Origin of the sequence: Desulfosporosinus sp. (genome assembly GCF_014237355.1) — a bacterium.
In the GTDB taxonomy this organism is placed as follows: Bacteria; Bacillota; Desulfitobacteriia; order Desulfitobacteriales; family Desulfitobacteriaceae; genus Desulfosporosinus.
In genome coordinates this window covers 216,389-232,595 of sequence record NZ_JABZFS010000076.1, presented here as the reverse complement: position 1 = coordinate 232,595, position 16,207 = coordinate 216,389, and the positions used below count along the sequence as shown (strand labels likewise).

The 16,207-nt window shown below is 43.4% G+C and carries 17 protein-coding genes; all 17 read right to left on the bottom strand.

The features are described from left to right. Positions 1–158 precede the first annotated feature (158 nt). The 17 genes from HGJ98_RS17890 to xerA all read right to left on the bottom strand — a co-directional run bounded on the left by HGJ98_RS17890 (position 159) and on the right by xerA (position 16,207). Positions 159–1,883, bottom strand: a complete 1,725-nt coding sequence (locus HGJ98_RS17890) for a proline--tRNA ligase (RefSeq protein ID WP_291353139.1) — start codon at positions 1,881–1,883, stop codon at positions 159–161. A gap of 60 nt (positions 1,884–1,943) precedes the next feature. Continuing rightward, entirely contained in the window at positions 1,944–3,023 is a 1,080-nt protein-coding gene (gene ispG / locus HGJ98_RS17885) for a flavodoxin-dependent (E)-4-hydroxy-3-methylbut-2-enyl-diphosphate synthase (RefSeq protein ID WP_291353138.1), read from the bottom strand. A 21-nt stretch (positions 3,024–3,044) separates the two neighbouring features. Continuing rightward, entirely contained in the window at positions 3,045–4,115 is a 1,071-nt protein-coding gene (gene rseP, locus HGJ98_RS17880) for an RIP metalloprotease RseP (protein WP_291353044.1), read from the bottom strand. A gap of 206 nt (positions 4,116–4,321) precedes the next feature. Next, positions 4,322–5,497, bottom strand: a complete 1,176-nt coding sequence (locus HGJ98_RS17875; RefSeq protein ID WP_291353043.1) for a 1-deoxy-D-xylulose-5-phosphate reductoisomerase — start codon at positions 5,495–5,497, stop codon at positions 4,322–4,324. A 53-nt stretch (positions 5,498–5,550) separates the two neighbouring features. Next, positions 5,551–6,654 (bottom strand): sporulation integral membrane protein YtvI, encoded by a 1,104-nt coding sequence (gene ytvI / locus HGJ98_RS17870; protein WP_291353042.1) that lies wholly within the window; start codon positions 6,652–6,654, stop codon positions 5,551–5,553. Between the two features lie 10 nt (positions 6,655–6,664). Then, positions 6,665–7,447, bottom strand: coding sequence for a phosphatidate cytidylyltransferase (locus HGJ98_RS17865; protein WP_291353041.1), 783 nt, complete (start codon positions 7,445–7,447; stop codon positions 6,665–6,667). 8 nt (positions 7,448–7,455) lie between these two features. Further along, entirely contained in the window at positions 7,456–8,220 is a 765-nt protein-coding gene (locus HGJ98_RS17860; RefSeq protein WP_291353137.1) for an isoprenyl transferase, read from the bottom strand. A gap of 229 nt (positions 8,221–8,449) precedes the next feature. After that, the gene (locus HGJ98_RS17855; protein WP_291353040.1) at positions 8,450–8,662 is read right to left on the bottom strand and encodes a hypothetical protein; all 213 of its coding nucleotides are present in this window, start codon (positions 8,660–8,662) and stop codon (positions 8,450–8,452) included. After that, positions 8,659–9,216, bottom strand: coding sequence for a ribosome recycling factor (frr, locus tag HGJ98_RS17850; RefSeq protein WP_291353039.1), 558 nt, complete (start codon positions 9,214–9,216; stop codon positions 8,659–8,661). Before frr ends, HGJ98_RS17855 begins: the two co-directional genes overlap by 4 nt. Further along, positions 9,216–9,938 carry a UMP kinase gene (gene pyrH, locus HGJ98_RS17845; protein WP_291353038.1) on the bottom strand — a complete coding sequence of 241 codons (723 nt, stop codon included), beginning with the start codon at positions 9,936–9,938 and terminating at the stop codon, positions 9,216–9,218. Before pyrH ends, frr begins: the two co-directional genes overlap by 1 nt. A gap of 96 nt (positions 9,939–10,034) precedes the next feature. Then, positions 10,035–10,688 (bottom strand): translation elongation factor Ts, encoded by a 654-nt coding sequence (gene tsf, locus HGJ98_RS17840; RefSeq protein WP_291353037.1) that lies wholly within the window; start codon positions 10,686–10,688, stop codon positions 10,035–10,037. Positions 10,689–11,042: 354 nt separating this feature from the next. Next, the gene (gene rpsB, locus HGJ98_RS17835; RefSeq protein ID WP_291353136.1) at positions 11,043–11,765 is read right to left on the bottom strand and encodes a 30S ribosomal protein S2; all 723 of its coding nucleotides are present in this window, start codon (positions 11,763–11,765) and stop codon (positions 11,043–11,045) included. A 188-nt stretch (positions 11,766–11,953) separates the two neighbouring features. Then, positions 11,954–12,403 carry a hypothetical protein gene (locus HGJ98_RS17830; RefSeq protein WP_291353036.1) on the bottom strand — a complete coding sequence of 150 codons (450 nt, stop codon included), beginning with the start codon at positions 12,401–12,403 and terminating at the stop codon, positions 11,954–11,956. 17 nt (positions 12,404–12,420) lie between these two features. Next, positions 12,421–13,212, bottom strand: coding sequence for a GTP-sensing pleiotropic transcriptional regulator CodY (gene codY / locus HGJ98_RS17825; RefSeq protein ID WP_291353035.1), 792 nt, complete (start codon positions 13,210–13,212; stop codon positions 12,421–12,423). A 64-nt stretch (positions 13,213–13,276) separates the two neighbouring features. Continuing rightward, positions 13,277–14,662, bottom strand: a complete 1,386-nt coding sequence (gene hslU, locus HGJ98_RS17820) for an ATP-dependent protease ATPase subunit HslU (protein WP_291353034.1) — start codon at positions 14,660–14,662, stop codon at positions 13,277–13,279. Between the two features lie 12 nt (positions 14,663–14,674). Further along, positions 14,675–15,205 carry an ATP-dependent protease subunit HslV gene (gene hslV / locus HGJ98_RS17815; protein ID WP_291353033.1) on the bottom strand — a complete coding sequence of 177 codons (531 nt, stop codon included), beginning with the start codon at positions 15,203–15,205 and terminating at the stop codon, positions 14,675–14,677. A gap of 87 nt (positions 15,206–15,292) precedes the next feature. Beyond that, on the bottom strand, positions 15,293–16,207 hold the full coding sequence (gene xerA, locus HGJ98_RS17810) for a site-specific tyrosine recombinase/integron integrase (RefSeq protein ID WP_291353032.1): 915 nt from the start codon (positions 16,205–16,207) through the stop codon (positions 15,293–15,295).

Sequence of the window (16,207 nt, the reverse complement as noted above, 5' to 3'; positions counted from 1 at the left end):
TTTAGTTAAGAATAATTTAATTAACATTATAGTTTTTTGTAATGCATTATTCAAGAAAAATTTTTGAATTAATAACGTGGAGGTCATTTCCTCTTGGTTGGAAAAGACCTCCACTACTTCTCTACTCTCTTGAAACCGAGATGTCGACGTCCTTAATACTAACAAAGTAACGCTTTATCAATGATTTCCTTTACCTGTTGAGCCAGGTCTGCAACCTGCACCAGGTGTGTTTCACCGGTTTTACGCTCTCTTAGTTCAACTTGACCATTGGCTAAGGTTTTACTTCCTAAGGTCACTCTTAGAGGATATCCAACCAGATCTGCATCCTTGAATTTTACACCCGCACGTTCATCTCGATCGTCAAGAACCACTTCCACTCCGAGGTTCTTTAGCTCCTGATAGAGTTTATCAGCGGTCTCTACGACTAAGGCATCTTTTGTGCTTGCAGTTACGATGATACAGTGGTATGGAGCAATCGGCATAGGCCAGATAATTCCATTGTCATCATGGTTCTGTTCGATGGCAGCGGCAATGGTTCTGCTTACCCCAACACCATAACAACCCATTACACAACTCTTCTCGACTCCGTTTTCATCTAGATAGTTCGCTCCCAGTGCTTTACTGTATTTTGTTCCAAGTTTGAAAACTTGACCTACTTCAATTCCTCTTGCTTCTTTAAGGGGGGCCCCACATTTTAGACATTCTTCACCGGGTTCAACCATCCTTAAATCGTGGACCTGATCAATTCTGAAATCTTGACCAGGAATAGCATCAACATAGTGATGCTCCGCCTTGTTTGCTCCGCATACAGCCCTTTTCATAAGAGGAACCTCTGCATCAGCGATAACCATAAGCCCCTCAGGCACCCCTACTGGTCCCACAGACCCTGGTCCACATCCAAGAATGTTTTCGACTAACTCGGGAGCAGCGAGTTGGAGAGATATAAATCCACCTAAAGCATTGTTCAATTTTATCTCATTCAAGGTACGGTCACCACGTATCAAGACTAAAAAGGTCTTTTCATCTCCTTGATATAGCAATGACTTAACTAGGGAGCTTTTTGGTACAGCCAAAAACTTACTGAGGTCGTCAATGCTCTTAACTCCTGGAGTCGGCACTAAGGCTCGCTGTCCTTCAGGAGCTGTGTCTTCGGTTGCTTGGGGACGACACTCGGATTTTTCCATATTTGCAGCATAATCGCAACCTGAGCAATAAACTACCGAATTTTCCCCAGAATCCGCCAGCACCATAAACTCATGTGATCCACCCGTACCTCCAATGGCACCCGGATCCGCCTCGACAGGACGATAGGTTAAACCACAGCGAGAAAAAATTCGACAGTAGGCATCGTACATTTTTACATAATTCTCGTGAAGGCCTGCCTCATCACGATCAAAGGAATACAGATCTTTCATAACGAATTCCCGTCCCCGCATTAATCCAAAGCGTGGACGTCGCTCGTCCCGATATTTGTTTTGAATTTGATAAAGAAGTACGGGCAGCTGTTTATAAGATCGTATCTCACCCCGAACAAGGTCAGTGATGATTTCTTCATGGGTAGGACCGAGGCAGAACTCTCGATTATGGCGATCTTTTAGGCGAAATAACTCTGCGCCGTATACATCCCAGCGACCACTCTCTTTCCATAATTCTGCTGGCTGCATAATTGGCATCAGAACTTCTTGTCCGCCTTTAGCATCCATCTCTTCACGAACAATGGACTCGATCTTTCTTAAGACTCTCAACCCCAGTGGCAAATAGGTATATAGACCAGATGCAGATTTGCGAATTAATCCTGCCCGAAGCATCAGTTTATGGCTGATGATTTCAGCTTCTGCCGGAACCTCACGGAGTGTAGGATTTAATAGTTGGCTGACGCGCATGATGTCCATTCCTTTCATTATTTTATCATTCATTTTGCTTCCTATCCCAATGGATTTAAACTAAAGTTTCTGATGTCCCCGGACATACTCCTCAATTTCTTGGAGCAAGGCCGCTAACAATTCTTCTTCCGGAAGACGGGCTACAATCTCTCCTTTGCGAAATAAAAGCCCCATACCTTTACCGCCGGCGATCCCGTAATCAGCTTCACGGGCCTCTCCAGGTCCATTAACTACGCAACCCATAACTGCAACTTTTAAGGGCTTGTCCAGTGGCGGAAGTTGTGATAACCTTTCCTCAACTTTTTCAGCTAGGTCTGCTAAGTCAACCTGTGTTCGGCCACAAGTGGGACAGCTGATTAATTCCACACTGCGTTGTCGCAAGCCGAGGACATGTAGGATCTCTAAAGCCACTGGAATTTCCCGTACAGGGTCTCCAGTGAGTGATACTCGAATCGTATCCCCAATTCCTTCTGCAAGCAGGGTCCCAATTCCTATGGCTGATTTTACTACACCTGAGCGAATTGTTCCTGCTTCGGTTACCCCAAGATGTAAGGGATAATCGATAACTTCATGGATCTTGCGATAGGCTTCAAGCATCAGGGGAACAGAAGAGGCTTTAAGGGAAACTTTAAGTTTATCATAACCTTCCTCTTCAAGTAAACGGATATGTCCTAAAGCACTTTCAACCATACCAGCTGCCGTGGGGCCTCCGTACTTTTCAAGAAGTTCTTTTTCCAGCGACCCTGCGTTCACTCCGATACGAATCGGAATCTGTCGTTCCCTAACAGCACGCACGACCTCCTGAACTTTCCAACGCGCCCCAATATTCCCTGGATTTAATCTTAATCCATGGATCCCTTGTTCAACCGCCTGTAAGGCCAAACGGTAATCAAAGTGAATATCAGCAATGACCGGTAAGGGACTTAGTGCAGATATTTCTTTTAGAGCTTTCGCTGCCTCTCCGTCCAAAACAGCAAGGCGCACAATTTCACACCCGGCTTCAGCTAAGTTATGAATCTGAGCTAACGTGCTTTTAATATCACGGGTATCCGTATTGGTCATTGATTGAATAACAATAGGGGTTCCGCCACCCACTGTCACCGACCCAACCTGTACTGGTTGGGTCCTCTTTCTCTGTATCATAACTTTATCCCCCTGTTACTACCCGGCTTTAACAAACAAGCGCAAGACATCTTTGTAAGTTACGGCGAGCATTAAACCCATAAGCAAAACAAAGCCAACTAAGTGAATCATGTTTTCCTTTTCCGGGTTCAGTGGTTTTCCTCTTAAGCCTTCAATCAAAAGGAAGACTAACCTGCTTCCGTCTAAGGCAGGTATGGGGAATAAGTTAATAAGACCCAGTTGGATGCTTAAGACGCCTGTTAAACCCAATAAGTTTGAAAATCCTTCTTTAGCACCTTCTCCAATGACCTGAGCAATCATGACCGGACCACCTACGTCTGCCGGAATCTTCCCAGTGACCATTTGTGTTAATGTCACTATAATTAGCTTTGTGAAGTCCACTGATCGTTCAATTCCTACACGGGTCGCCTCAAAAATCGAGGCATGTACATAAGTGACTTCCGGCGCAATCCCGATCATCCCATACCCAGTTTGAGGATCTTTTTCTGTCTTAACAGACACAGTTTGACGTTGCTGTTGGCTTCCTCGTTCGATTGTTAAGCTTAACACTTGTTCCGGTTTGGAATGAATAACTTCCGTCAAACGAATCCAATCCTCTGTCGTTTCTTGGTTGACTGCAATGATTCTATCTCCTAGTTGAATCCCTGAAGCAGCTGCTGGTTTTCCCTGAACCAGTGAGCCGACGGTATTGCTGCTCCCTTGTGATGGAATCCCAAGATAAGCAAAAACACTTACAAACATGATTATCGCCAAAACGAAGTTCATAATTGGCCCAGCCGCAATAACAGCCATACGCTGCCAGACAGGCTTATTCATAAAACTTCTCGCATCATTTTTCGAGGCTATAACCGCCTGACCTTTTTCGTTGATTTCTGCATCCATCCCATGAAGTTTAACGAACCCACCTAGGGGAACAATGCGAAGAGCATAAAGTGTTTCTTTCCCTTGATAACCCACAATTTTCGGACCGAAACCAAAACTGAACTCAATGACCTTGACTCCAATCCACTTGGCTACAATATAGTGTCCGAATTCATGAATCATTACCATACTTCCAAAAACAAAAACGATGGCGAGTGTCGTTAACACTTTTACCCCCCCTTTATCGATATGCGATGTTCGTGGTTCGAGGCTCGAATACCCTTTAACTGATATCGAGATATCAAGTACTATATTCCATTCCCGTTGTCTTTTAGATAACGAAATCGTGGTTTCGAACTATCGGATATTCAAATACTGACTACGAGTACTATATTATCTCTGAATCGATTTCATACTTCAAGCTTATTGTCCTTTTAAGACTCGAACCTCCTACCTCGCGCATCGAACTTCCCAATAAGTTCTTCCGCCCTACGACGAGCCCAAGTGTCTGCATCGAGTATGCTTCCCAAATCCATATTATCTAAAACATTGTGCTCCGTACAAACCTTTCGTACTATGTCTAGTATTCCCAGATAAGATACTTTCTTCTGAAGGAAGGCTGATACAGCAACTTCATTTGCAGCATTCATAACAGCCGGCAAAGTCCCCCCTTGTCGTCCGACCTGATAAGCCATCGCTAAGGCGGGAAAAGCTTCGAGATCAGGTTCATGGAAGGATAAGGTTTTTCCGCGCAAGTCAAGGCGTTCAAATGGATTCTTCCAACGGGTTGGATAACTTAAGGCATACTGGATTGGCAGCCTCATATCGGGCCTGCCTAACTGAGCCAGCACTGAACCATCATAATACTGAACCATAGAATGGATCACACTCTGAGGATGAATCAAAACCTCTATCCCGTCATAGTCCATGTCAAACAAATGATGAGCCTCGATTACCTCGAGACCCTTATTCATCATTGTTGAGGAATCGATGGTGATTTTTGCCCCCATTTCCCAGTTGGGATGGCAGAGAGCCTTCTCTAAGGTGACTGTCGCTAACTTCTCCTTAGTCCAGCCAAAAAAGGGTCCTCCTGATGCTGTCAGAATAATCTTTTCCATAGTTCTTGAGTCTTCTTCGAGACATTGAAAGATTGCTGAGTGTTCACTATCGACTGGCAGGATCTTGCATTTCTTTTTCTTAGCCAATGACATAACTAAATCTCCGCCAGCTACTAAGGTTTCTTTATTCGCAAGTGCAATTGTTTTGCCTGCCTCTATTGCTGCAAGGGTAGGCTCTAGGCCAATACGTCCGGAAAGGGCTGTAACGACTGTATCTGCTTGGGGAGCCGTGACAGCTTTGATCATACCATCCATGCCTTGATCAACTTTAATCGGCAAATCCCTCAATCGACCGCGTAGTTCAAGAGCCGCTTTTTCGTCCATCATTACAACCAGGGACGGGATAAATAGACGAGCTTGCTCTTCCATTAAGTTTACATTTTTATCTGCTGCTAGAGCATGTATCCTAAGGTTCCCTTCGGCGTGACGAACGACATCTAGAGTTTGTCGTCCAATAGATCCTGTTGATCCTAATAGAGTTAGCGTTTTCAACGCGAATCATCTCTCCCTGCTCTACAAGCTTGTTATAGTTGTCATTTTAATGGTTACTCTTTAGGAGGTCCAAAAATACTGACTCTTCGCACTGCTTCATAACATATCACAATAGCAGGTCCTACAATAAGACCAAAGCCGCCTATCAACTGAAGCCCCACATACATCGAAATTAGGGTTGGCAATGGGTGAATCCCAATTCCTTTGGACATAACTTTGGGTTCAAGAAACTGCCTTACAACCATGATTATTATCCACATAGTCAATAGTTTTAGTCCTTCTCCGAAGGATCCCATAATAAAAAGCCCGATAGCCCAAGGTACGAACAGCATCCCTGTACCTACAATCGGGACAATATCAAGTAATCCCGCGAGGACTCCTAGGGTAACAGCGTAACGATTGCCCATAAGCAACAACCCGCCGATAGTCGCAAGGGAAGTCACAGAGACTAAAATAGCTTGAGATCGCACAAACCCTACTACAGCTGCTCCCAAATCCTCGCTAATCGCTTGAGCACTGACACGGAAGCGACGAGGAAACAACTTAGAAATATACTGTTTAACATTTGGATAGCTTGAACTAATGAGTATTGTAGCAACAATAGACACCACAATAACGATAAATACACGGGGTAGGGCAGTTAAAACCGAAAGTAAAAATGAACTTGCTGATTTGGCCCAAGCTTGAAGCATCGATGCCAGGGTTTGTGTCGCACTAAACAAAGTATCCTGAACTTGAGGGTTAACCTCAACAAATCGTTCAGCGGTCTCTACTTGCTTTGATACAAGATCAACAAGATACCCATAGTTCGGCAAGCTTATAGCTAGTTCAGATAACTCTGTGTACAGACGGGCAACAATAATAAAAATGAAAAGACTTACTGCCGCGATGGCTAGTAATAGTGAAACGACTGCTGCATAAGGCCGGCGGATTCTTAAGGTACGCATCACTCCAACGAGGAGCGGTTCTAGTAAAAAAGCGATAATAATTGCAATAACGAAGGGCAAAAAGGCGCTAAATAATACACTTATTACATCACCAAAAACAGGTAAAAAGTCTTGAAAGAAATATGTAAAGACTTTCAAACTTACTAAGATACTTGTTACAATTGCTAGCCTATTGATATTTGTCCAGAGAGGGTGTTTTTGGATACTCAATGTTTTCACCTCATGATAGAAGGATTACTCCATAGTATACTAAGGGAAGGGCAAAGATAAGACTATCAAAGCGATCTAAAATACCGCCATGGCCTGGAATAATTTCCCCTGAATCTTTAACCCCTGCACTTCGCTTTAATGCTGATTCGAATAGATCTCCAATTTGGGCACTAATTCCAATAACAACTGCCAAAATAACATAGGTAAGCCAAGAAGATCCACCGATTAAATACCAGCATAGGATAGCTACCACGATACTCAAGAGTAATCCACCCACCGAACCTTCCACCGTTTTCTTAGGACTTACTTGTGGGGCTAGAAGGTGACGTCCAAATTGTCTCCCTATGAGATATGCGCCTGTATCCGTAGCCCATACCAAAAAAATTGTCACAAACGTCCACTCAAGTCCCCGTGGAAGTTCTCTAAGTAAATAAAGATGGGAAAGCAGGACAACGGCATAAATAACAGACAACAAATTATAGTTTACTTCCGAAAGGGGTGACTTAGGATAGGTTAGAGCAAGTCGTCCAAGGCAAATTACAACCCAAAAGAGAAGCGCCGTTACTATCCATTCTTCCCTACCAACGAATAAACTAGTCAACCAAACAGCAGTAGCCAGAGTAGTTTGGATATACCAAGCATGTACACCCATTTGAACGCCAATTTTCAAAAATTCCCGCAAGGCCAGCAATGTTAAAACAGCGACCAAGAAGGCTGTATAAGGTCCCCCTAAATAGATCAATCCCAGAAAGATTGGGGCACCGATCAATGCACTCATTGTTCTTCTAAACATTTACTACCTCAATCTGTATGTATTCCACCAAAACGGCGATCTCGTTTCTGATAGGTTTTAATCGCATCAATTAACGTTTTTTCTCCAAAATCAGGCCAAAGATCCTCTATAACAACAATTTCAGTGTATGCTAATTGCCACAGCAAAAAGTTGCTGAGTCTCATTTCCCCTGAGGTCCGAATCATTAAATCTGGATCCGGTAAGCCTCTGGTAAAGAGTGCATTACTAAATTGTTCTTCATCTATCGCTTCTATTTGCTGTTTCCCACTTAAAACATCTTTGCAAACTGTCCTTACAGCATTAATAATCTCGGATCGTCCGCCATAGTTTAACGCAAGGTTAAGAATAAGACCCGTGTTATTACTGGTTCGCTTAATAGAGTTCTCTAATTCACGCTGTGCCTCCCGAGGCAGGTCAACTATTCCCCCTATAGCACGGATCACCACATTGTTCTGATGGAGCTCTTGGAGTTCTTTTTTCAAGTATTCCGTGAGCAACGTCATGAGCACACCCACTTCATCTTTAGGCCTACTCCAATTTTCCGTCGAGAATGCATACACTGTGAGAACTTTAATTCCCAACGTGGAACAGGTTTTGACAACTTTCCTTAAAGCCTCTACTCCTGCCCTGTGTCCCATCGAGCGAGGAAGTGCACGCTTTTGAGCCCAACGCCCGTTTCCGTCCATAATAATGGCAATATGGCGAGGAAGGCGTTCAGGCGCAATCTGATCCAATAAATCCTCTTTATTTTGTCTCCAAGGTTTGAGCCACATTACTGATTGCACCCCCAACTCGATATACGTGGTTCGTGGTTCGTGGTTCGACATTTAAGAATGATATTAGGATAATGTACAGAACCCTATTTCGAACCACTGAAATCTATCAGACATCAGATATCTAATTCTCTAAATAATTGAACCTGACTTTTAACTACTTACAGAGGAATTCTTATTCGAACTTCGAACCACGAACCTCGAACTACGAGTAAGACCCCCTTGTAATTTAGGGGGTCAATGTCTGCCTTGGCGAATATTTTTCGTGCGCTAATACAACCTCTACCAGGTTATCGAACTCTCTAACTCGAACAACCCGGTAGTTTCCCCATGATTCTATATTACCATGAGGACGTGTGATTTGGAAAGCGCAAGGTTTACCCAAACCTACGATTTCCGGTTGAATCTTATTCCACTCTCGACCAAGCCAAGCCTTGATCATACTTCCATGATTTCGCTTTCCTTGGCTTCCATGACACGTTCGATTTCTTTTATCATTTTATCAGTCATTTTCTGTACGTCTTCTTGGGCACGTTTGACCTCATCTTCTGAAGCCTCGTGATCCTTTTCTAATTTCTTCAACTGATCGTTGACATCCCGACGTACGTTTCGAACTGCGACACGTGCATCTTCTGCCTTCTTTTTTACAGCCTTCACTAGTTCGACACGCCGTTCTGAGGTGAGCTGAGGAATCATGAGACGAATCACATTACCATCACTTGAAGGATTAAGCCCCAGATCGGATTTCATGATTGCCTTTTCAATGGCCGGAAGAACGGATCTGTCCCAAGGCTGAATCATCAGCATTCGGGCTTCCGGCGCAGACACATTCGCCAGTTGATTAATAGGGGTTGGAGTTCCATAATATTCAACCATGACCTTGTCTAAGACACTTGGATTGGCACGGCCCGCACGAATAGAGGTGTATTCTCTGCGTAAGGCATCAATACCCTTATGCATCCGCTCGTCCGCGTCTTTAATCACTTCTGAAATCATTAAGTATCCCTCCCAACATATGTTCCAATTGACTCTCCCAGGACAACCCGGCGGATATTACCCTGTTTCGTAAGGTCAAACACTATAACCGGAATATTATTATCCATACAAAGTGAGGTGGCCGTGGAATCCATCACACCCAGCCCTCGACTTAGGACATCCAAATAGCTTAAGCGCTCGAATCTCTTAGCATCAGGATTGATCATGGGATCTGAGTCGTATACTCCATCCACTCGTTTAGCCATCAAAATGACATCCGCTTCAATCTCTGCAGCTCTTAACGCAGCCGTAGTATCTGTTGAAAAGTAAGGATTACCTGTTCCAGCAGCAAAGATTACGATACGCCCTTTTTCCATATGTCGGATAGCTCGACGGCGAATATAAGGTTCAGCGACCTGTCGCATTTCAATTGCTGACAAAACACGGGTATCTGATCCAGCTTTTTCTAAAGCATCCTGTAAGGCTAAGGCATTCATCACTGTTGCCAACATCCCCATATAATCTGCTTGAGCCCGATCCATGCCTTGTGCACTGCCTGTAATACCACGCCATAAGTTTCCCCCACCAACAACTAGGCTCACTTCAACTCCCATTTCAAGGATTTGTCCCACCTGCTCTGCAACGGAAACCAGCATATCATGTTGAAGGCCAAACCCTTGATTACCTGCAAGGGCTTCTCCACTTATCTTAAGGACAACTCGTTTATACCGTGGCTTTTCCATGGATTAACCTCCATCAATCTAATTATCCTAAATTGAAAACCTTTCACATTCCAAAAAGAGAACACCGGGGTGTTCTCTAGATGATGGCTAGGTCACTTATCGATTTAGTTCTTTCATAACTTCTGCAGCAAAATCATCCTGCCGTTTTTCGATACCTGCACCTAACTCATAACGAGTGAATCGACGAATCACAATACGTTCACCAATTTTAGCGGTCTTATCTAAGACGAGTTCGCTAATGCTCTTATCTGGATCTTTAACAAAGGCTTGTTCTAATAAACATACTTCTTTGTAGTACTTTTCAATTCTGCCTTCGACCATCTTTTCAATGATCTTTTCAGGTTTTCCTTCATTAAGGGCTTGAGCTTTCAAGATATCTCTCTCGTGTTGGAGCACATCAGCAGGAACCTCTTCCTTGCTTAAGTATTGTGGGTTTGCTGCAGCAATGTGCATACCAATATCACGAACTAGTGCTTTAAATTCATCTCCACGTGCAACAAAGTCGGTCTCGCAGTTTACTTCAAGCAATACGCCGATTCGTCCACCGCCATGAATATAGGACTCAATTGTTCCTTCCGCGGCAACACGAGCTCCTTTTTTTGCGGCAGCAGCTAATCCTTTCTCACGGAGAAAATCACAAGCTTTTTCCATTTCTCCACCACATTCTGTTAGGGCCTTTTTGCAATCCATCATGCCTGCCCCGGTCCGTTCTCTAAGCTCTTTTACTAGAGCTGCAGTTACCTCTGCCATTGTGTTAACCTCCTAATATCGATGCACGAAGCTCGAGGCGCGAGGCACGATATTAAATCTATGCTCGATGCTCAACATCAACGCGCACTATAGTTATGTGTTCTATGAAACCTTATAAGTATAAGAAAACCTCATCTGCGCTACGTTCCTTATGCAAACCATCCTTGCGAAACGAAGGCTTGTCATTCTGAACGCAGTGAATAATCTATCCCGCTTTGTCCGGAAACTTTGGGTTAAAACGAAAGATTATTCTGTAAGTTAAACGGTCATGTAAAGGGAGTCTCAAAACTTAATGCGTCAGATATTATGAAATATGCGAGGTTCGAACTTCGAGCTTCGAACCTCGCACTTCGCTTACGCTTCGACTGCTTCTCCAGCTTCCTCTTCTTCTTCGTTCCCCTGTTGTCCCTCGATAATAGCATCAGCCATTTTTCCGGTTAATAACTTAACAGCACGAATGGCGTCATCATTAGCTGGAATAACAACATCGATTTCATCTGGGTCGCAGTTCGTATCGACTATTGCCACAATAGGAATATGCAAACGGCGTGCTTCCGCAACAGCAATGCGCTCTTTGCGTGGATCTACGATAAATAGAGCATCTGGGAGTTTCTTCATATTCTTAATACCACCCAGGAAGCGCTCCAGTTTTTCCATTTCATGACGCAGTGCCGAAACTTCTTTTTTAGTAAGAACTTCGAAAACACCTTCTGCCTCCATACGTTCCAAAACACGTAAACGATCAACTCGTTTTTGAATGGTTTGGAAGTTGGTCAGCATTCCGCCAAGCCAACGTTCGTTGACAAAGTACATACCGCAACGTGCAGCTTCATCTTTGACAGACTCTTGTGCTTGTTTCTTGGTACCTACAAACAGCATGGTACCCCCTTCAGTCGCAAGATTCCTAACAAAGTTGTAGGCCTCATCTACCTTTTTTACGGTCTTTTGTAAATCGATAATGTAGATCCCGTTGCGCTCAGTAAAAATATAGCGCGCCATCTTAGGATTCCACCGACGAGTTTGGTGTCCAAAGTGAACACCCGCTTCAAGCAATTGTTTCATAGAAATGACAGCCATTTGTAAATACCTACTTTCTTTTTGTTTGTTCCGCCGCAGGTTCATCTCAAAGTGCCCCTTGCCTCCCGACAAGGAACCGGCACCTTCATCCCACTGCGTGTGTCATTTAATCACACTGTTACTAGATTAGCATATTATTAGTAGCTTTGCAACGAAATCTACGCTTTTAAACTGCTGATAGAGTCCACTTAATTAGCATACCTTGAAAGATTTGAACGTATATCGTATTGCTCAATAAAAATCTCCAAATCACTCATAAGTTCGGGAAAGGGGAAATAGAATTCACTTACATAGTACAAATCCTCACTCGTCCGAATCTGAGCAATTTCCTGCCCTTTATCATCGAAATAAAAGGCAACCCGCCGAATATCCTTCGGTTCAAGAATCCGCTCACCCAGCAGCGAACGGAAGACAATTTGATTACCATTAATGATAATACGTTTGCTCTTGCCTACGACCCACAAGGTGATGATTCCAAGTCCTGAAATCACATAGATTCCTATGAGCACCCTTAGTTCCAGGGCTGGTAACTTGCTGAAAGCATGTATTCCTCCAACAATTAGAGGATATAGGATAAGAAAGATGAGGCCCGGAATTATTAGGGGTCTTAGTTGGTAAACATAATCATGTTCTTCCATCAAATACCTCCTACGGCCTATTTCATGTGTTTAGTCTGTTTCTCTAGTTCATCTAACAGGTAATCGTTTAGAACCCGAATATAAGTTCCTTTCATCCCTAAGGACTTTGACTCAATCACGCCGGCAGATTCAAATTTTCTGAGGGCATTAACGATCACGGAACGAGTAATCCCCACTCGATCAGCAATTTTGCTTGCAACTAAAAGTCCTTCTCCGCCGCCCAGCTCTGCGAAAATATGCTCAACTGCTTCAAGTTCGGAGTACGACAAAGTCCCTACAGCAATTTGGACCGCTGCTTTTTTACGTGCTTCTTCTTCGGCACGTTCTGCTTTTACTCGCAAAATTTCCATACCCACAACGGTTGCTCCATATTCGGCAAGTACAAGATCGTCCTCATTAAATTCTACATCATATTTAGCGAGCATAAGTGTCCCGACGCGTTCCCCTCCACCTAAGATTGGCACAGTTGTTGTCAGTTTATTAGTGAAACCACAGGCTTCATTACTATTAAAGATACAACCATTGGCAACTTGGGTTGTATTTGTGGTTGTTCCGGTAACTTTCATAAGTCCCTCGTTGTAACTTTCTGGAAAACGTTCGGAATGGATCACGATTTCTTCCATGATTCCACAGGCAAAGCCCTCCATAAAACTATACCCAAGGATCTTTCCTCGTCGTCCTACAATATAGCAGTTAGAAGTCACTGCTTGCCCGAGGACTTTTGCCATTTCCTCAAAATCAACTGGATTACCCGCAGCACGTTGTATTAACTTATTGATTGATCTCGTTTTTTCTAGTAATGATGCCATAATTTTTGCATCCTCCTTTTAGTTACTATTTTTAAGATAGACATATCTTTTAAAACAACATTTGTTACAGAATATAGCGAGCTAAATCTTGGTTTCGAATAACATTTCCTAGACGATGCTCGACATATTCACGATTAATGGTCACCGTGTAATCATCCGGTAGTTCTGAGGCTTCAAAGGATAATTCTTCAAGTACTTTTTCCACAATTGTGTGGAGTCGACGGGCACCGATGTTTTCTGTACTGGAATTAACTTTGTAGGCGACTTCTGCCAATTCATCAATAGCATTCTCTGTAAATTCTACGTTTATCCCTTCAGTTCCCAATAAAGCACTGTACTGTTTAATGAGGGATGATTGAGGTTCTGTAAGTATACGTTTAAAATCCGCAACACTTAGGGACTCAAGTTCAACACGAATTGGAAATCTGCCCTGGAGTTCGGGGATCAGGTCCGATGGTTTACTGACATGGAACGCTCCAGCTGCAATAAATAGAATATGATCAGTTTTAACAGGACCATACTTGGTTACGATAGTAGATCCCTCAACAATTGGAAGGATGTCACGTTGGACGCCCCCTCTGGAGACATCTGCACCGCTAGAGTTTTCCCGTCCCGCGATTTTATCAATTTCATCCAAGAATACTATTCCTTCTTGTTCAGTTCTTCGAATTGCTTCCTGAACCGCTTCATCATGGTCTATTAAATTTTGAGCTTCTTCTTGGATCAAGATTTTTCGTGCTTCGCGTACTGTCACTTTTCTCTTTTTGTGTCGCTTGGGAAGCATCCCAGACATCATATCTTGAATATTTAAGCCCATCTCCATCATGTTATTGTTGCCCAGCATATCGGAAAGCGGCATGCTTTCTTCAACTGAAATGTCGATAACCTTTTCTTCAAGATCCCCGCGTTCTAAGTGTTCCCTTACAATTTTGCGTTCCTTTTCTATCTCTGGAGTTACTTGAGGTTCTTTTTCTTGATTTGCTGACTGCCCGAATAACATTTGAAAGGGGTTGTTTGATGAACTCTCAGTACGCTTTTCTGGAACAAGCAACTCAAGTAACCGTTTTTCGGCATTGATTGCTGCCTGAGCCTGAACCTGTTCCATCCGCTCGGCCTTGACCATCCGCAGGGATATTTCGACTAAATCACGAATGATGGATTCCACATCCCGGCCTACATAACCAACTTCTGTAAACTTAGTTGCTTCGATCTTGATAAACGGGGCTTTTACCAGCTTTGCCAGACGCCGTGCTATCTCTGTCTTACCAACACCCGTTGGACCTATCATCAAGATGTTTTTAGGTATAACCTCTTCTTGCAACTGCTCTGACAAACAAGAACGTCGGTAACGATTACGTAAAGCAACGGCAACAGCCTTTTTAGCTGTATTTTGTCCAATTATATACCGATCCAATTCATGGACAATTTCACGCGGAGTCAAGTGATCCATAGTCACACCCCCTTATAACTCTTCGACAATAATTTGTTCATTAGTATATACACATATTGAGGCAGCAACCAGCATGGCTTCTTGGACAATTTCCCTTGTTGGTAAATCTGAATGCTTCGCCAAGGCGCGAGCGGCTGCTAATGCATAGTTCCCCCCGGATCCAATGGCCGCAATACCATCATCCGGTTCGATCACTTCACCTGAACCACTTACGATCAAAAGGTTTTTCGCGTCAGCAACTAGAAGTAACGCTTCGAGATTCCTTAACATTTTGTCTGTTCGCCATTCTTTGGCCAATTCTACGGCTGAACGCTGAAGATTTCCATGGTATTCTTCGAGTTTTTGCTCAAACTTATCAAATAGAGTAAACGCATCCGCAACGGATCCGGCAAACCCTGCAATGACTTTTCCATGAAATAAACGACGAACTTTGCGGGCCGTATGTTTCATAATAGTCGCCTGACCCATTGTTACTTGACCGTCACCCGCGATAGCTACGTGTTCTCCTTTTTTCACAGCGACAATAGTTGTTGCATGAAACATCATCGAACCCCCTTTGATTTAAGTTTACTAGGGCCATTTCGGCATGTCAAGTTGAATTGTAGGTAATTTACATTTTTTTGTGAAAATTTATGGTAACTCCTCCTTGTTAACTACTTTTGCACGAGGATGAGCCAGGGTAAAGACTTCTTTTAGTCGTTCACGGGTTAAATGCGTGTAGATTTGAGTGGAGGAGAGTTTCTTGTGTCCCAATAACTCTTGAACACTTCTTAAGTCCGCTCCCCCGTCTAATAAATGAGTAGCAAAGGAATGACGCAGCATATGTGGATTTACATGTTGTTCCAAACTAATCTTACCGACAAGTTTGTCTAGGATTCTGCGGACAGATCGTTCAGATAACCGAGTTCCTTGATAATTAAGCAAAAGAGCTTGACGGTGATCTACACGTCTTGTTAGGTAGGTTTTGATGGCTCGGATAGCATAGTTTGTTACCGGAATTACCCGCTCTTTACTTCCCTTCCCAAGAACTCGAATCAACCCGCTGTCTAAATCAATAGACTCTCGATTTAAGCCGACTAATTCACTAACCCTTAGGCCTGAGCCATAAAGAAGCTCTAGAATGACTCTATCTCTGCAGCCTAATATATCCTTATCGTCTGGAGCACTAAGCAGCCCCTCAACCTGATCTTGATAAAGAAAATGCGGAAGTTTGCGCCCTAGCTTTGGACTGGCCACCCGCTGAACAGGATTATTTAGCAGGATATCTTTATGGCATAAGAACTTGAAAAACGAGCGCAGTGCAGCCAGCTTACGGGCCATACTTTTTCTCGCTAATCCATGGTCTGACAGAACACCTAGAAAACTACGAACAATATATATATCAATCTGGTCTACTGTCAGTGTTTCTGGCTCTTGATTAAGTTCTGATGAAGCAAATCTAAAAAACTGATTAAGGTCGGTTTGATAGGCAATTACCGTATAGTCTGAACGATTTTGGGAAGATTGATGGCCCACAAATAAACTTAACGCTTCATCAACGAGCAT

Excerpts from the sequence above, each read along its gene's own strand:
- HGJ98_RS17890 (WP_291353139.1), bottom strand. The coding sequence starts at position 1,883 with ATGCGCGTCAGCCAACTATTAAATCCTACACTCCGTGAGGTTCCGGCA.
- HGJ98_RS17855 (WP_291353040.1), bottom strand. The coding sequence starts at position 8,662 with ATGATCAAGGCTTGGCTTGGTCGAGAGTGGAATAAGATTCAACCGGAA.
- HGJ98_RS17865 (WP_291353041.1), bottom strand. The coding sequence starts at position 7,447 with ATGTTTAGAAGAACAATGAGTGCATTGATCGGTGCCCCAATCTTTCTG.
- xerA (WP_291353032.1), bottom strand. The coding sequence starts at position 16,207 with ATGCTCGTTGATGAAGCGTTAAGTTTATTTGTGGGCCATCAATCTTCC.
- hslU (WP_291353034.1), bottom strand. The coding sequence starts at position 14,662 with ATGGATCACTTGACTCCGCGTGAAATTGTCCATGAATTGGATCGGTAT.
- HGJ98_RS17830 (WP_291353036.1), bottom strand. The coding sequence starts at position 12,403 with ATGGAAGAACATGATTATGTTTACCAACTAAGACCCCTAATAATTCCG.
- tsf (WP_291353037.1), bottom strand. The coding sequence starts at position 10,688 with ATGGCAGAGGTAACTGCAGCTCTAGTAAAAGAGCTTAGAGAACGGACC.
- codY (WP_291353035.1), bottom strand. The coding sequence starts at position 13,212 with ATGGCATCATTACTAGAAAAAACGAGATCAATCAATAAGTTAATACAA.
- HGJ98_RS17860 (WP_291353137.1), bottom strand. The coding sequence starts at position 8,220 with ATGTGGCTCAAACCTTGGAGACAAAATAAAGAGGATTTATTGGATCAG.
- hslV (WP_291353033.1), bottom strand. The coding sequence starts at position 15,205 with ATGTTTCATGCAACAACTATTGTCGCTGTGAAAAAAGGAGAACACGTA.
- frr (WP_291353039.1), bottom strand. The coding sequence starts at position 9,216 with ATGATTTCAGAAGTGATTAAAGACGCGGACGAGCGGATGCATAAGGGT.
- rpsB (WP_291353136.1), bottom strand. The coding sequence starts at position 11,765 with ATGGCTGTCATTTCTATGAAACAATTGCTTGAAGCGGGTGTTCACTTT.
- pyrH (WP_291353038.1), bottom strand. The coding sequence starts at position 9,938 with ATGGAAAAGCCACGGTATAAACGAGTTGTCCTTAAGATAAGTGGAGAA.